Origin of the sequence: Amycolatopsis sp., from assembly GCF_035546795.1 — a bacterium.
GTDB lineage: Bacteria > Actinomycetota > Actinomycetes > Mycobacteriales > Pseudonocardiaceae > Amycolatopsis_E.
Genome location: NZ_DASZWC010000042.1, coordinates 85404 through 100741, shown reverse-complemented (window position 1 = coordinate 100741; position 15338 = coordinate 85404). Strand labels below are relative to the sequence as shown.

The window sequence follows — 15338 nt, the reverse complement described above, 5'->3', positions numbered from 1 at the left end:
ACCGGTCCGCTGCTGGAGTCCTCGCGCAGCCGCCCCGCGGTGAGCCTGCGCATCGGCGTGATGACCGTGGGCCTCGCCTACGCCGCAATCCTGGTCGCGAACGGCACCTTCAGCCCGTTCTTGTACTACCAGTTCTGAGGGTGGGTGTTGTGGACGCCTTGACGGTCCGGTAGGTCATCACCTCAGACCGGCACGCTGCCGTCAATTCCACTCCCCGCTTGCCGGGCATGGCGGGATGGCCGCGGAGGACGGCTCGGCGGCGAGCAGTTCGGATCTGATCATCGTTTCGATCCGGCTCGCGGTCGACACCGGCGACGACCGCCAAACCCAGCGCCAGCAAGACGATCGGTCTTCGGGGATGGCGTCCGGCACCTCACGAATCCAGCCAGACCCGGCCCGGCTTGTCGATCATTTGTCGGCCATTGTGGCCTTGCCGAGACCGACAAGCCGGGATCCGGGCTCAGGCGGTGAGTTCGGCCGCCTCGCGGTCGACGGCCGCCTGGACTCGTGTGGTGTCCATCGCGACGTTGACCGCCCAGTAGAAGATCGCCAGGCTGAACGCGATCACGACCAGCAGGTCGATCCATTCCGGCAGCGCGTTGATGTTGCCGCTGTCGCCGTAGCGGCCGAGGTACCCGATGATCACCTGGCCGGCCAGCCACGGCGCGATCCACATACCCGCTTTCCAGTCGACGGGCGGGCGTTCGGTGGCGGCAATCGTCCTCCGGCCGACGAGGAACAGCAGGAAACCGGCCACGATCGCGACCATGATCTTCCACGTGGTGTCGAAGCCGGTCCAGTAGATGATCAGGTTCGCCGCCACGAACCCGACCGGCGCGATGACCTTCGGCGCGGGCGCGCGGTACGGGCGCGGGCGATCGGGGTCGCGCTTACGCAGCGCGGACATCGCGACCGGCGCGAACGCGTACATGATCGCCGTGGCGGAAGTGATCACGCTGACAAGCTTCTGCCAGCTCGGGAACGGCAGGAACATGATCTCGCCGACCACGAACGACAGCACGATCGACCACACCGGGACACCGCGGATGCTCAGCTTGCCCAAGGTTTTCGGCAGCATCCTGTCCCGGCCCATCGCGTACGAGAGGCGGGACGACGTGCCCAGATATAGCAGCCCGGTGCCGGCGGGCGAAACGAACGCGTCGGCGTAGAGGATGTACGCGAGCCAGCCCGCGCCGGCCAGCGTCGCCAACGTCGCGTACGGGCCGAACGAGCCCTGTTCGATCGGGTTGTCCCAGCCGTGCAAGATCGCGGCGGGGTCGAGCGCGCCGATGAACGCGATTTCCAGCAGCAGATAGATGATCGTGCCGATGACCATCGCGGTGATGATGGCGCGGGAGAGGTCCTTCTGCGGGTTGCGCGCCTCGCCGCCGACCTGCACGGCCTGCTCGAAACCCTGTAACGCGAACACGACGCCGACCGGCAGCGCGGCGAACACCCCGTGCGCCCCGGCAGGGGCGAAACCGCCACCGGCGGTGAAGTTGCCGGGGTGGAAACGCATCGACAGCAGGATGACGATCGTCAGCAGCGGGACGGCGGCCTTCCAGATCACCGTGGCGGTGTTGCTCTCCGAGAGTAGCTTCACGCCGACCAGGTTGATGATCGTGAAAACCGCCATCAGCAGCGTGGCCCAGCCGAACCCGCTCGCGGTGAGGGTGCCGCTCTCGGTCAGCAGATTGAGGTTTTCCTTGACCCAGCCGATGTTGTCGAGATATTCGAGGCTGGCCTCGACCTCGACCGGCGCGAGAGCGACCGCCTGCAGCCAAGCCACCCAGCCACCGACGAACCCGGCGACGACTCCATAGGCAAGCAGCGGGAACCTGGCCGTCCCACCGGCCGCCGGGTACGCCGCGCCCAGTTCGGCGTGAATCAGCGCCAGCGTCGCCATGATGACGGCTGTCAACACCCAGGACAGCAGTGACGCCGGGCCGGCGACCTTCGCCGCCTTCAGCGCGCCGAGCAACCAGCCGGAGCCGATGATCGATCCCAGCGAAACGAACATCAGGCCGTAGAAGCCGACCGACCTATGCAGTTTCGGTTGGTTTGTATCCGACCTATCCGATTGCGCGGATTGAACCATTGAGCGCCTCGATCCTTTTCCGGGGTCTCCGCCGGGCAATGATCGCCACCTTAAGGGAGGCGCACAGTTCGTTGCTGTTACAGGTCGGTTTCGGTCGATCAAACTGGACGTTTGGAAAATTTCCGACCTTTCGCAAATGTCTGGTCCGATACGGTCGCCCAGCGCCAGCCCACGCTCAGCGTTGCCCGTAGCCCCGGAGCTTCTCCACCACGCGTCCGATCTCGGCCGGGGGCAACAGGCTCGGGCTGCCCGCGGAGCGCGCGATCAGCCAGACCTGACAGACCCATTCCAGTTGCTGTGCCCGGTGGTAGGCCGAATGCAGGCTGTCGCCATAGGTGATGGTGCCGTGGTTCGCCAGCAGGCAGCCTCGCCGGTCGTCGAGCGCTTCGAGCATCGCGTCGGCCAGCTCCGGCGTGCCGTAGGTGGCGTAGCGGGCAACCTTGGCGCTCTCTCCGATCGCCGCGAGCATGTAGTGGATCGGCGGCACTTCTTCGACCAAAGTGGACACTGCGGTGGCGTGGACCGAGTGGGTGTGCACGACGGCGTTGACCAGGGCGCCATCCGGATCGGCCGCTTTGGTGTACACGGTCAGGTGCATCGGCAGTTCGCTCGTGGGCCGCAGCTCTCCGTCCACAATGGATCCGTCCAGCGAAACCACCGGCACGTCCTGCGAACGCAGCGAGGAATAATCGACCCCGGTCGGCGTGACAGCGACAAGATCACCCGCGCGCACGGAGATGTTGCCGGAGGTGCCGACCACCAGCCCGTCCGCCGTCATCCGCCGGGCGTATTCGCACACCGCGAAACGTTCTTCCGCAAGCTTCACAGCCGCCACAACCCCTGCGCCGCCGCCAACGAGGCCTGGTAGTCGGCGTATCCGGTCTGGTAGTACTCCACGTTTTCGGGCACGAACTCGACGGTACGGGAGTTACTCGCCCACAGCTCGACGTCGTACGGCTGGCCCAGCGCCTCGGCCGCGACCAGAACCGCACCACGGGCACCGACCCCGGGATCACTCGGGATCACGATCGGCCTGCCAAGCACGTCCGCGAAGATCTGCGTCCACTCGGCCGACCGCACTCCACCGCCGCAGGCGTACAGCCGGCCCGAAAGCCCCGCCGCGTCGAAGCAATGCCTTGCCGCGTAAGCGATCGACTCGCACAGTGCGCGCACCATGTCGGCGCGGCCGTGCTCCAGGGTGAGCCCAGAGAACTGGGCTCGCGCCGCCGCATCGACGAACGGCGCACGCTCCCCCGAAACGGAAAGGAAGGGCAGCGCACGCACACCGTTCGCGCCCGGCGGGCTCGCGGCGAGCAGGCCGGCGATCTCGGCGACCTCGATGCCCAGCAGTTTGCAGATCCAGTCGATGCTCGCGGTGCCCACCATCGCGGGCATCGCGCGAAGGTACTCACCCACTGTCGGGGTGCTCAGGAACATCCCGGCCGGTTCGCCCTCAGGATCGAAATCGGCACTGTCGGTGAGCACCTGGCACGCGAGGGTGGTGCCCGCGGTGAGGATGCCGTCCCCCGGCTCACGCACCCCGGCACCGATGGCGCTTGCGGGCAGGTCGAACGGGCCGGCCGTGACCGGGAGCCCTGCCGGCAGCCCGAGCAGCTTCGCACCGTGGGCGTTGAGCTGGAAGACGGCCTTCGGCTCGGCCGGTTCAGCGAACAGCCCACGCCGGGACGCGAGGCCACAGGCCGCGATGGCCTCTTCGTCGTACTTCCTGGTGCGCGGATCGAGGAACGGCAGCGACGCGTCCGAAACGTCGACCGTGATCTCACCGGTGAGCCGCTGTACCACCGCATCGACGCAGTACCCGGCGACGGCCGCGCGATCGAGCACCTCAGGCTCATGTTCGTCCAAATAGGACAGAATCGCGGCGGTGCAGCCGGGGAACATGCCAGAACCCGTGCGGCGGAACACTTCCCGCGTCACTCCGTCGGCCTGCCATTTGGCCAGCAGCGCGTTCGCGCGGCCGTCGAGCCAGGAGATGGCAGGCCGAACGGCTTCGCCCTCGGCGTCACGCAGCCAGACGCCATCGCCCTGTCCGGTGAGCGCCAGCGCCGTGACCGGTCCGTCAAGCCCACTCACTACCTCGCGCACCACCGTGGCCACCGTGCCGATCACCTGGTCGAGGTCCTGCTCCACCCGTCCGCCGGGCAGGTGCAGCACCTCGGACGGGGTGGTGGCCTGCGCGATGGACACGCCCGCCCCGTCGAAGACGACGGCCTTCGTCAGTGATGTACCGATATCGACGCCGACGATCATGGCAGTACTTCCGGATTCGCGACGTTGGCCAGCTTCTCGCCGCGGGCATACCGGCCCGCTTCCGCGGCCACGATACGGGCGGCCCGCTCGGCCGTCTGCCTGCTGGCGCCTGCCAGGTGCGGGGTCGCGATCACGTTCGGCGCGTCACGCAGCGGCCACTCCGCCGGCGGCGGCTCGATGTCGTAAACGTCCAGCGCGAGAGCGCCCAGCCGACCGCTGCGCAGTGCGTCCGGCAGCGGCGCGTAGTCCAACAGCCCACCGCGCGCGGAGTTGACCAGCACGGCGCCTTCCGGCATCAACGCGAGCTTCTCCGCGTTGATCAGGTGCTTGGTCTGCTCGGTGAGCCTGGCGTGCAGGCTGACCACGAAGCTCCGGCGTAGCAGCTCGTCCAGCTCCACGACCTCGGCCCCGTCGGCCGTGATCTTGGCGGGGTCCGCGAACGGGTCCGACACGAGTACCTTCGCGCCGAACGCGACCAGCACCTTCGCCACCCTGGAACCGATCGCGCCGTACCCGACCAGCCCGACTGTGTTGCCTTCCAGCTCGATCCCGGTCTTGCCGTAGGAGTAGTAGTCACCGCGCCAGACACCGCCGAGCAGCTCGGCCGAGGACGTGGCGATTCGCCGCATCGCGGCGAGGATCAGGCCGATGGCGAACTCCGCGGCCGCCGCGGCATTGCGCCCCGGGGCGAAGGTGACCGCGACCCCGGCCTCGGTTGCCGCGGCGAGGTCCACGTTCACCGGGCCACCACGGGAGACCGACACCATGCGCAGCTCGGGCGCTGCGGCGAAGACCTTCTTCGTGAACGGCGCCATCTGGGTGACCGCGACCTCGGCCCCGCCGATGGCCTCGATCACCTGCTCCTCGGTGCCGCTCGCCTCGTGCACCCCGCCCACCGGGCCGAACGGTTCCACCGGCCACGGCAGGGAAAGCCGGCTGAACTCGGCGCCGGGCACCTCGGCCCGGACCGCATCGATCAGCAGCCCGGTCCCGACGAACTCGTCTCCTGCAGCGAGTATCCGCAACGTCTTTGTTCCTCTCACTGGTGCGACCGCTCAGCCAGCGGCGTGGACCTGCTCGTATTCGGTGATGTGGGCGACCTTGGCGGCACTGGCCGAGGCCGGGTCGAAGGTGTAGCCGAGCCATTCGCCGACGATCTTCTTCGCCAGCTCCGGCCCGACCACGCGAGCACCGAAGGTGATCACCTGGCAATTGTTCGATTTGATCGAGCGCTCGGCCGAGTACGAGTCGTGCGCGACCGTCGCCCGCACTCCCGGCACCTTGTTCGCCGAGATCGCCACGCCGATGCCGGTACCGCAGACCAGCACACCGCGGTCGGCCTCGCCGTTCGCGATCTTCTCCGCGGCCGCGAGCCCGAGCACAGGGTACGCACGGTCGTCCTCCGGCGTCTCCACTCCGACATCGATGACCTCGCTGACCCGCTCGTCATTCTCGAGCAGCTCACGGACCTCGTTCTTCAGCAGCACGCCCGCGTTGTCCGCGGCCACCACCACGCGCATTACTCTTCCCTCCCGAGAACCTCACCGATGGCCGTGACGATCAGCGCGAACGAAGTCGCCCCCGGATCGGCGTGCCCCTTGCTCCGTGCGGCCAGCCTGGCGGCCCGGCCCTTCGCGGGCAGCAGGTTCGCTGTCGCCTCCGCGGCCGACGTGGCCGCCTGCGCCGCCTTGCGCCAAGCCTCGGCCAACGCCGCCTTCTCGTGCTGCCGCAGGGTTTCCCGGAACGGCTCGATCGCGTCGAGCATCGTTTTGTCGCCAGGCTCGGCACGCCCCAGCTCCACGAAGGCCCGTGCCGCGTTGTCCACCGCATCGGCCATCGTTTTGGTGGTGATCTCGCCACGAAGCCCGGCCCCGGTCTCCGCGAGCAGCACGCCGTACAGCGCCCCCGAAGCACCGCCGGCGGCATCGGCCAGGGCCGTGCCCGCGGCCAGCAGTTCGTCCGCTATCGACGCGCCCGCTGCCCGGCGGGCCGCGGCGACGGCCGCTCGCATTCCACGCGTCATCCCCAGGCCATGGTCACCGTCCGCGGCGACGGCATCCAGCCTGCCGAGTTCGTCCTCGTGCTCCTCGATGCTGCGCATGGCCGCTGTGAGCACCCGGTCGACGATCTCGGTGCCCTCCCCCTCCGGCCTGCCCAGCGTCGCGTCCACAGTGGACGATGTGGACACCGAGCGAAGCTCGAGCCCGGCACTGCGGTAGCCGGGCGTGGTGCACGGCGCGGCGTACAGCTCGGCGAGCTCGTCGTCCAGCACCATCGCGGAGAGCGAGATCCCCGCCATGTCCAAGGAGGTGACGAACTCGCCGACCTCGATGTGCACCGGATCGAGCCCGGCCGCGACCAGCCGCTCGTGCACCCGCTTGTAGGTCACGAACATCTCTTCGTACTTGGTCCGCCCCAGCCCGTTGAGCAGGACGGCGACCCGGCCGTCACCGGCAGGCAGCTCCGGCAGCAGCCCGTCGACGAGCTCGTCCGCCAGCTCGACGGCGTTCAGCCGGGAAACCGTGCGGACACCGGGCTCACCGTGGATACCCAGACCGAGCTCCATCTCCGCCTCCCCGACGGAGAACAACGGCCTTTCCGCGCCCGGTAACGTGCAGCCGCCGAAGGCCGCGCCGAAAGTGCGCGTGTTCGCGTTCGCCCGCTCCGCGGCCGCGTGCACGCCGTCCAGATCGTCCCCGCGCTCGGCCGCCGCGCCCGCGACCTTGAAGACGAAGAAATCCCCGGCCACACCCCGGCGGCTTTCCGGCCTTTCCGATGGCCCGCTGGCGATGTCATCCGTCACGAGGACCGTGCGGCTCTGGATTCCTTCGGCGGCCAGCCTGCGCGCCGCGAGTCCGAAGTGGAGCACGTCGCCCTGGTAGTTGCCGTATCCGAAGAGCACCCCCGCGCCCCCGTCCGCGGCGCGGGCGGTGCGATACACCTGCTCGGCACTGGGACTGGTGAACACGTCGCCCACCACCGCACCGGCGGCCAGGCCAGGGCCGACGAGCCCGGCGAAGGCGGGATAGTGCCCGCAGCCACCGCCGATGATCACCGCGACCTTCCCCTTGCGCGGAACGTCGAGGCCGAGGACGCCGTAGGCATCCGGCACTTTCCGCACCTCGCGGCCGTATGCGGTGACGAAACCGTCGAGCCAGTCCCGCTTGAAGGTCTCCGCCGTACCGAGAATCGTCATGACCGGACCAGCTCCCCGGTGAGGTAGACCAGCAGTTTGCGCCGGACTTCGTCGTTGCTCTGCGCCACCTCGGCCGCCAGCTCGAGCGCGTCGGCCTTGGGCGGATACGTCGGGTTGGGCAGCGCGATCACGGTGAGCCCGGCCGCCGCCGCCGCGCGGATGCCGTTGCTCGAATCCTCGACGCCGAGGCACTGCTCACCGCGGAAACCCAGCCGCGCCGCGGCTTCGGCATAGACATCGGGATTCGGTTTGCCCCGGGACACCTCGGCACTGGAGACCGTGACGCGGAACTGGTCCGTGAGGCCGTGGGTGGCCAGCACAGCGTCGATCACACGGCGCGCGGCCGAGGACGCCAGCCCGACCGGCACCAGCGCGCTCACCTCGCGCACCATCGCGTCCGCCCCCGCCAGCAGTGGCGCCTCACCCCTGCCGATCGAGGCGATCATCCCGTCCACGACGGCACGCTCCACCTGCTCGGCGTTCTCGGTGGTGCCGCTGCGTTTCGCGAGGTAGTCTGCCCACTCCGGCGCGCTCATCCCCTGCACCGTCGAGGTGTCCTCGGCGGTCCACTCGACCCCGTGCTCCGCGGCATAGGCGGCCCAGTTCTCCTCCCAGAGGTGCTCACTCTCGACGAGAACCCCGTCGAGGTCGAACACCACGGCGGCGAAACCCATTGCGACAACCCCTTTCACGCTTGGAATGTTAAATTAACACCACAGACGAGATTTGTCACGAGGAGGCTGGGATGAGCACGCTCCTGCTGGTCCGGCACGGCGAGACAGAATGGCACGAGGGCAACCGGTACGCCGGTTCCAGCGAGGTCGCGCTGACCGAACGGGGCCTGCGGCAGGCCGATCAACTCGCCGGATTCCTTGCCGCACAAGCAGATCCGCCGGTCGCGCTGTACTGCTCGCCGATCGGGCGCGCACAGCGCACCGCCGAACCGGCCGCAAAGGCGCTCGGGCTCACCATCGAGACGGTGGACCTCCTGCGTGAGGTCCATTTCGGCGTCGCGGAAGGAAAGCGCCTCAGCGAGCTGCCCGCCGAGGTCGCGCAGCGGTTTCGCGACGATCCGGTGACCGGGGCGTTCCCTGGCGCCGAGCCTCCTGCCGAAGCCGCACAGCGTGGCGTGCACGCGCTCCGGGAGATCGCGGAGCGGGAAGAGGGGCGGCGCGTGCTGGTCGTCGCGCACAACACCTTGCTGCGGCTGACACTCTGCGAGCTGCTCGGGATCCCGTTGCGCACCTACCGGACCGTGTTCCCCAGGCTGGAGAACGCCGCCGTCACAGAAATACACATTCGGGGCAACCGGACCGCATTGCACCGGTTCAACCAGCCGGCGCAGTGAGATCCTGGCCCGCGTGAAAGAGAGCAAAGCCGGTGCCCGGCAGCAGAAGATCACCGACTTCGTGATCGCCAACGGCTCGGCCTCCGCGGCCGAACTGGTCGAGGTCGCCGGCGTCAGCCTGATGACGGTGCACCGCGACCTCGACGAACTTGCCCGGCGCGGCCTGCTGCGGAAGTTCCGCGGCGGGGTGTCGGCGCAGCCGTCGACAGTGTTCGAGAGCAACAGCGAATACCGGCTGCACGCGAACGTCGACGCCAAGAACGAGATCGCGGCCACGGCGTCGGAGCTGCTGGAACCGGGGATGTCGATCCTGCTCGACGATTCGACGACAGCGCTCGCGCTGGCCAGGATGCTGCACAACATCACCCCGCTGACCGTGGCGACGAACTACCTGCAGGCGATCGAGGTGCTCAAGCCTGTCGATCGCCTGCGGCTGATCGCCATCGGCGGGGACTACTCGCCGACGCACGACTCGTTCCTCGGGATGCCCTGCCTGGAGGCCATCGAACGGCTCACCGTGGACCTCGCGTTCGTCTCCACCTCGGCGATGACCTCGGACATGACGTACCACCAGGAGCCGGAGATCGTGATGGTCAAACGCGCGATGCTGGCCAGCGCGGAGAGCAAGGTGCTGCTGATGGACTCCAGCAAGCTGGGCCGCGCGGCGTTGCACCAGCTCGCCCCGCTCAGCGACTTCGACCAGCTGATCCTCGACCAGGACGCGCCACCGCAGCTCGTGGAGGATCTACGGAGCCGCATCGAGGTGGAGATCGGCGAAGACTGAAAATACCATCTTGCGTGTTATCTTCACGTGGTCCATGCTAAGTCCGTCGGACAGACGCATGGAGGCGTGATGAGTGAGACGGCAACATCGAGGTTGTCCCCACCAGGCGGCGGTTTTTCCGGACTGCTCAACAAGTGGGGGCTGCCGGCACCACTGCTGCTCGGCTATGTCGGGTTGCTGCTGTTCATGGTCGGCGACGGGGTGGAGTCCGGTTTCATCTCGCCGTTCATGGCCGATAACGGCGCCGGGAGTGAAATACACGCCTCGTATGTGATCACCGTGTACGGGGTAGCGGTGATGCTGGCGTCCTGGCTTTCCGGGGCACTGTCGGAACTCTGGGGCCCGCGGCGGGTGATGCTGCTCGGGCTGACGATCTGGGTCGTGTTCGACGTGCTGTTCCTCGCGGTCGCCGTCGCCGGGCACAACTACCCGCTGATGCTGGTGTTCTACGGCATCCGCGGTTTCGGTTACCCGATGTTCGCGTTCGGGTTCCTGGTGTGGATCACCGCGGTCGCACCGATCGCGCGGCTCGGCGCGGCGGTCGGCTGGTTCTACTTCGCGTTCACCGGCGGTCTGCCGACCCTCGGCTCGCTGCTGGCGAGCTTCACCAACCCGGTGCTCGGGCACACCGGCACGCTGTGGCTGTCGGTCGGCGTATTGATGCTGGGCGGGTTGATCTGCCTGCTGGGTGTGCGAGAACGCACCGGTTTCCAGCGACTGGCCCCGCCGGACGTGAAACCGGTGCAGAGCCTGATCTCCAGCGTGTCCATCGCCTGGAAGAAGCCGCGGGTGGGGATGGGCATGCTCGCCCGCGTGATCAACACCGCGCCGGAGTTCGGCATGCTGGTCTTCTTCCCGACGATCTTCTCGGATCAGATCGGGTTCGGTGAAGGGCGCTGGCTGCTGCTGGTATCGGTCATCTACGGCACGAACATCTTCTTCAACCTCATCTTCGGCCTGCTCTCGGACAAGATCGGCTGGCGGACAACGATCTTCTGGTTCGGCGCGATCGGCTGCGCGATCTCGATCCTGTTGCTGTACTTCGTGCCGGTGGCACTGGGCGCGGACTACTACTGGGTGGCGCTGCTCGTCGGCGCGCTCTACGGCGCGACACTGGCCGGGTTCGTGCCGATCTCCGCGCTGCTGCCCTCGCTGGCTCCGGAAAACAAGGGCGGGGCGATGGCCTTGCTCAACCTGGGGGCTGGTGCCGCCGCCTTCGTCGGTCCGGCGATCGTCAGCGTGTTCCTCGGCCCGGTCGGCGCGGCGGGCGTGGTGATCATCTTCGCGGCGCTGTACCTCGTCGCTGCGGTGCTCGTGCGGTTCCTGAAACTGCCGGAGAGCACCGAAAAAGCGATGAAGCAGGATGGCAGCCTGCAAGAGGTTTCGGTGGCGGTCAATTGACCGTCATCGGGATCGACGTCGCCACCGCGGGGGTGCGAGCCTTCGCAGTGGCCGACGGCGTCGTGGTCGCGAAGGCCTCGGCGGCGCTGCCGGCCCCCGTGCGCACGGAGGACGTCCGGAGTGAGCAGGACGCGCGAAGCTGGTGGCCTGCGGTGGAATCCGTGCTGCAACGGGTATGCGCCGGGCGCTCGGTGCGCGCGGTGGCGGTGTCGGCGACCTCGGGCACGATCGTCGCGGTTGACGGTACGGGCGAGCCGGTGTCCCCGGCGCTGATGTACGACGACCGCCGGGGCGCGGCCTGGAACGCGAAAGCGGCAGAGCTGGGCGCGAAACGTTGGCGGGCACTGGGAATGGGAGTCTCGCCGACAGCCGCGCTCGGCCGGATCGCCTGGCTGCACGAGAACTTTCCCGCCGCGGCGGGCATTGTGCACACCCCGGAGCTGATCTGCGCCCGGCTCACCGGCGGGCCGGTGGCCGCGGATTCGTCGCACGCCTTGAAGAGCGGGTACGACCCGAGGGCAGGCGAGTGGGCCAATGAGGTGTTCGACGCTCTCGGCGTGCCCGTCAGCTGGTTACCCGAGGTGGTCGCGCCGACTTCGGTACTGGGGCAGGTTTCCCGGCCGGTCGCGGGGCTGCCGGCGGGCTGTCTGGTGGTCGCCGGGATGACAGACGGCTGTGCCGGGCAGCTCGCGACCGGTGCGGTGACCCCGGGACGGTTCGCGGGCATCGTCGGTACCACGTACGTACTGAAGGGGGTCACCGAACAGCTGGTGCCCGATCCCACCGGCGCGATGTACAGCCATCGGCATCCGGACGGCTGGTGGTTGCCCGGTGGCGCGTCCAACACCGGTGGCGAAGCGCTCACCGGAGACGTCGCGCGGCTCGATGAGGCCGCCATGCGGCTCGGGCCGGCCGGGGTCATCGCGTATCCGTTGGCCAGAACGGGCGAGCGGTTTCCCTTCGTGGCCTCGGATGCCCGGGGGTTCGTGCTCGGTGAACCGGCGGACGAGGTCGAACTGCACCGCGCGAGGCTGGAAGGTGTCGCCTTCGTCGAACGGCTGGCACTGGATCACCTGCGGCGGCTCGGTATCGAGGTGCGCGGACCGCTGCTCGCCGCGGGCGGCGGGAGCCGGAGTCCATTGTGGACCTCGATCCGGGCGACGGTGACCGGGCTCGAACTCCAGGTCTCCACCCACGCCGAGACGGCGTACGGAGCGGCGCTACTCGCCGCAGCGGCCATCACCCCGGGTGGCTTGGCCGCAGTGAGCGCGTTCGAAGGCGGTGCGAGCCACGTTGTCGAGCCAGTGGTGGCCCAACGAGAGGCGCTACTCGACTCGTACCGGCGGTTCTGCTCGGAACTGCACCGGCGCGGCTGGATCGACGGCGAGTTGTTCGCGCTGGCCTCGAAATAGAGCCGCTCGACGGGGCCGGGGGCCGCCCAGACGCGACGAGCACCGCACGGGCTGGCGCCGGAAACGCGCCATCCCACTCACCGCCGGAAACACGCCGTCCGACGCAGCAGGGCTGCGGGCCAGTCGCGCACGCGCCAGCCAAGGCTCGAAAACGAGAGAGGCCGGTTCGAACCGGACCCCGGGGAAGGGGCCGGCCCGAACCGGCCGGATGGCTGGTGCTCGGGTGTGATCAGGTGCGATCAGGCGGGAACCGACTCCGGTTCCTCGGCCGCCTCGGCGGCCTCGGCCGGGGTCAGCGTCTGCAAAGCCGCCTGCAGCGCCGAATGCGTCGCGGTGAGCCGCTCGGTCACCTCGCGCTTGAACTCGAACGCCTGGGTGCGGTTCTCGTTCGCTTCGGCGAGCTTCTGCTCGGCGTCGGCGACCAGGACCGCGGCGCGCTCTTCGGCCTCGGCGGTCTGCGTTGCGAGCCGGTGCTCCGTCTCGGAAACCTTGCTGGCCAACGACTCCTCGGTCGTCTGCACCTTCTCGGTCAGCGCCGCTTCCGTCGTCTGCACCTTCTCGGCCAACGCGGCCTCGGTCGTCTGCACCTTCTCCGCCAGCGCCGCCTCGGTGGTCTGCACCTTCTCCGCCAGCGCCTCTTCGGTCGTCTGCACCTTCTCGGCCAGCGCGTCTTCCGTCGTGCGGACCTTGTTGTTCAGCGCTTCCTCGGTGTCGCGGACCTTGGTGTTGAGGTCGTCCTCGGTCTGGCGCACCCTGGTGTTGAGGTCGGCCTCGGCGGCGGCGACCTTCTCTGCCAGCTCCGCGTCGGCCACTCGCTCGGCCTCGGCGCGACGTTCGTTCGACTCGTCGTCGAGGCGCTGCCGCTCGGCCTGCGCCTCGTCGTTCAGGCGCTCGATCTCGCCGCGGGCGCGGTCCATCAGGTCGTCGTGCTCGGCCTTCAGCTTCGCCGTCAGCGCCTGGTACTCGGCTTCCAGCTCGTTGCGGCGCTCGGCGATCTCGGCCTCACGCTCGGCGACCCACTTGTCGGTCGCCTTGCGGGTGTCGAGGTCGTACTTGTCGGCCTCGGCACGGATCTGGTCGGCCTGACCCTCGGCGTGCTGACGCAGCTCGGCGATCTCCTCCTCGGCGAGCGTCATCATGCTGCGCACGCGTTCGGTCATCGTCGCCGCGCTCGACGGGTCGCTGGCCATCCGCGACAGCGCGGTCTTCGTTTCGGCCAGTTCCTGCTGCGCGTAGCTCAGCGCCTTGGTCAGCTCCGCGACCGAGGACATCGCCTCGTCACGCGCCTGGGAGAGGTCCTTCATGTCGGCCGCGAGCTGGTTCAGCCGCTCATCGACCGGCACCCGGTCATAGCCGCGGAAGACGAGCGGGAAATGCGGATTTCCGACAGAGGGTTCGGTGGATTGGATTGGGGACTGGGCAGGGGGCATGGCGCGAACCTTAGTGCGTCCGGTCGCCCCGATCTATACCGCCATTCAGATTCTTTGCCCGTGGTGAATGGCGGCCGCGTTGCGGCCGATCCGACCAACGACCGCTGGGCTAACGTTCTGCCGGGAGCCGCGGAGGTGGAGCATAGTGGTTGATCTGGGCGAACTGGCCGCAGACCTCAGTAAGCATTGGCCGATCTACGTCAGTATGCCGTTCGTCGCGGCGCTTATCGGGTACGTCACCAAGCGAGTCGCGATCGAGATGATGTTCCGGCCGCTGGAGTTCATCGGCATCCCCCCGTTCCTCGGCTGGCAGGGCGTGCTGCCGGCCAATGCCGAACGGATGGCCGCGACCGCCACCGAGATGCTCACCAGCAACCTCGTCGACCCGAAGGAGATCTTCGCCAGACTCGATCCGGAACAGATCGCCAAAGAGATCGAGGAACCGCTACTGGAAGTGGTCGAGGACGTCACCCGCGAAGTGATGGAGCAGTACCAGCCGCGGCTCTGGGAAGCGCTTCCAGCCGGCGCCCGGCAGCTCCTGCTGAACCGGGTCGCCGCGGAATCGCCCAAGGTGATCGCGAAGATCATGCGGGAGATCTCCCACGACATCGACCAGGTGCTCGACCTCAAGCACATGGTCGTGACGAACCTGGTGCGCGACAAGGCATTGCTCAACCGCCTCATCCGCGACATCTCGCGGCCGGAGATGCGGTTCATCGCCCGCTCCGGGCTCGTCTTCGGCTTCGCGCTGGGCATCGTGCAGCTCGCGGTCTGGGCGTTGACGAACTCGCCGATCGTGCTCCCACTGTTCGGCCTCGGCATCGGCTGGTTCACCGACTGGCTCGCGCTCAAGATGATCTTCCTGCCGCGGGAGCCACGCGAGTTCTTCGGCCTCTACACCTGGCAGGGCGTCTTCCAGAAACGGCGCGACGAGGTCGCCGCCGACTACGGCGACATGATCGCCCGCGAGATCATCACCATCCCGAACATCATGGAAGAGGTGCTGCGCGGGCCGAAGTCGGACCGGCTGTTCGACATGATCACCCGCGAGGTCAAACGCACCATCGACGCACAGGCCGGTCTCGTCAAACCCCTCGTGGTGGTGGCCGTCGGCTCGCATACGTTCCAGGAGATGAAGGCGGCCGCGGCGGCGAAAGCGGCCGAACGCGTGCCGGACACCATCCGTTTCGCCGAGGACTACGCGGTCAACGCGCTCGATGTGCGCAACACGATCGTCGACCGGATGCGGCGGCTGTCGCCGGTGGAGTTCGAGGGCCTGCTGCGCCCCGCGTTCCGCCAGGACGAGTGGAAGCTGATCGCGGTCGGCGCGGTGATCGGCGGACTGGTGGGTGAGCTGCAGGTTCTGCTCCTGCTGCACTAATCTGCCCCAATACCGCT

General features: G+C 68.2%; 13 protein-coding genes. 5 read left to right on the top strand and 8 right to left on the bottom strand.

Annotation, left to right across the window (positions count from 1 at the left end):
• Positions 1-460: 460 nt before the first annotated feature.
• The 7 genes from VHD82_RS24300 to VHD82_RS24270 form a co-directional block, all read right to left on the bottom strand.
• Positions 461-2098 (bottom strand): APC family permease, encoded by a 1638-nt coding sequence (locus VHD82_RS24300; RefSeq protein WP_325708257.1) that lies wholly within the window; start codon positions 2096-2098, stop codon positions 461-463.
• Between the two features lie 175 nt (positions 2099-2273).
• Entirely contained in the window at positions 2274-2924 is a 651-nt protein-coding gene (locus tag VHD82_RS24295) for a class II aldolase/adducin family protein (RefSeq protein WP_325708254.1), read from the bottom strand.
• Positions 2921-4369, bottom strand: coding sequence for an FGGY-family carbohydrate kinase (locus VHD82_RS24290; RefSeq protein ID WP_325708251.1), 1449 nt, complete (start codon positions 4367-4369; stop codon positions 2921-2923). Before VHD82_RS24290 ends, VHD82_RS24295 begins: the two co-directional genes overlap by 4 nt.
• Positions 4366-5394 carry a 2-hydroxyacid dehydrogenase gene (locus VHD82_RS24285; protein WP_325708248.1) on the bottom strand — a complete coding sequence of 343 codons (1029 nt, stop codon included), beginning with the start codon at positions 5392-5394 and terminating at the stop codon, positions 4366-4368. The genes VHD82_RS24290 and VHD82_RS24285 overlap by 4 nt, the downstream gene beginning before the upstream one ends.
• Positions 5395-5424: 30 nt before the next feature.
• Positions 5425-5889 carry a ribose-5-phosphate isomerase gene (locus VHD82_RS24280; RefSeq protein WP_325708245.1) on the bottom strand — a complete coding sequence of 155 codons (465 nt, stop codon included), beginning with the start codon at positions 5887-5889 and terminating at the stop codon, positions 5425-5427.
• Positions 5889-7565: a dihydroxyacetone kinase family protein gene (locus tag VHD82_RS24275; RefSeq protein ID WP_325708242.1), complete on the bottom strand. Its 1677-nt coding sequence runs from the start codon at positions 7563-7565 to the stop codon at positions 5889-5891. Before VHD82_RS24275 ends, VHD82_RS24280 begins: the two co-directional genes overlap by 1 nt.
• Positions 7562-8239 carry an HAD family phosphatase gene (locus VHD82_RS24270; protein ID WP_325708284.1) on the bottom strand — a complete coding sequence of 226 codons (678 nt, stop codon included), beginning with the start codon at positions 8237-8239 and terminating at the stop codon, positions 7562-7564. The genes VHD82_RS24275 and VHD82_RS24270 overlap by 4 nt, the downstream gene beginning before the upstream one ends.
• A gap of 71 nt (positions 8240-8310) precedes the next feature.
• Between VHD82_RS24270 and VHD82_RS24265 the strand changes: the two genes are divergently transcribed.
• The 4 genes from VHD82_RS24265 (at position 8311) to VHD82_RS24250 (ending at position 12510) form a co-directional block, all read left to right on the top strand.
• Positions 8311-8913: a histidine phosphatase family protein gene (locus VHD82_RS24265; RefSeq protein WP_325708239.1), complete on the top strand. Its 603-nt coding sequence runs from the start codon at positions 8311-8313 to the stop codon at positions 8911-8913.
• A 13-nt stretch (positions 8914-8926) separates the two neighbouring features.
• A complete protein-coding gene (locus VHD82_RS24260; RefSeq protein WP_325708236.1) occupies positions 8927-9697 on the top strand; it encodes a DeoR/GlpR family DNA-binding transcription regulator in 771 nt (256 codons plus the stop codon).
• A gap of 69 nt (positions 9698-9766) precedes the next feature.
• Positions 9767-11098, top strand: coding sequence for an MFS transporter (locus VHD82_RS24255; protein ID WP_325708233.1), 1332 nt, complete (start codon positions 9767-9769; stop codon positions 11096-11098).
• Positions 11095-12510 carry an FGGY-family carbohydrate kinase gene (locus tag VHD82_RS24250; protein WP_325708230.1) on the top strand — a complete coding sequence of 472 codons (1416 nt, stop codon included), beginning with the start codon at positions 11095-11097 and terminating at the stop codon, positions 12508-12510. The genes VHD82_RS24255 and VHD82_RS24250 overlap by 4 nt, the downstream gene beginning before the upstream one ends.
• 239 nt (positions 12511-12749) lie before the next feature.
• Here the strand turns inward: VHD82_RS24250 and VHD82_RS24245 are convergent, their stop codons facing one another.
• Positions 12750-13940 carry a hypothetical protein gene (locus VHD82_RS24245; RefSeq protein WP_325708226.1) on the bottom strand — a complete coding sequence of 397 codons (1191 nt, stop codon included), beginning with the start codon at positions 13938-13940 and terminating at the stop codon, positions 12750-12752.
• A gap of 205 nt (positions 13941-14145) precedes the next feature.
• On the opposite strand from VHD82_RS24245, the gene VHD82_RS24240 reads away from it, so the two are divergent.
• Complete coding sequence (locus VHD82_RS24240) at positions 14146-15321, top strand: DUF445 domain-containing protein (RefSeq protein ID WP_325708281.1); 1176 nt, start codon at positions 14146-14148, stop codon at positions 15319-15321.
• Positions 15322-15338: the final 17 nt, after the last annotated feature.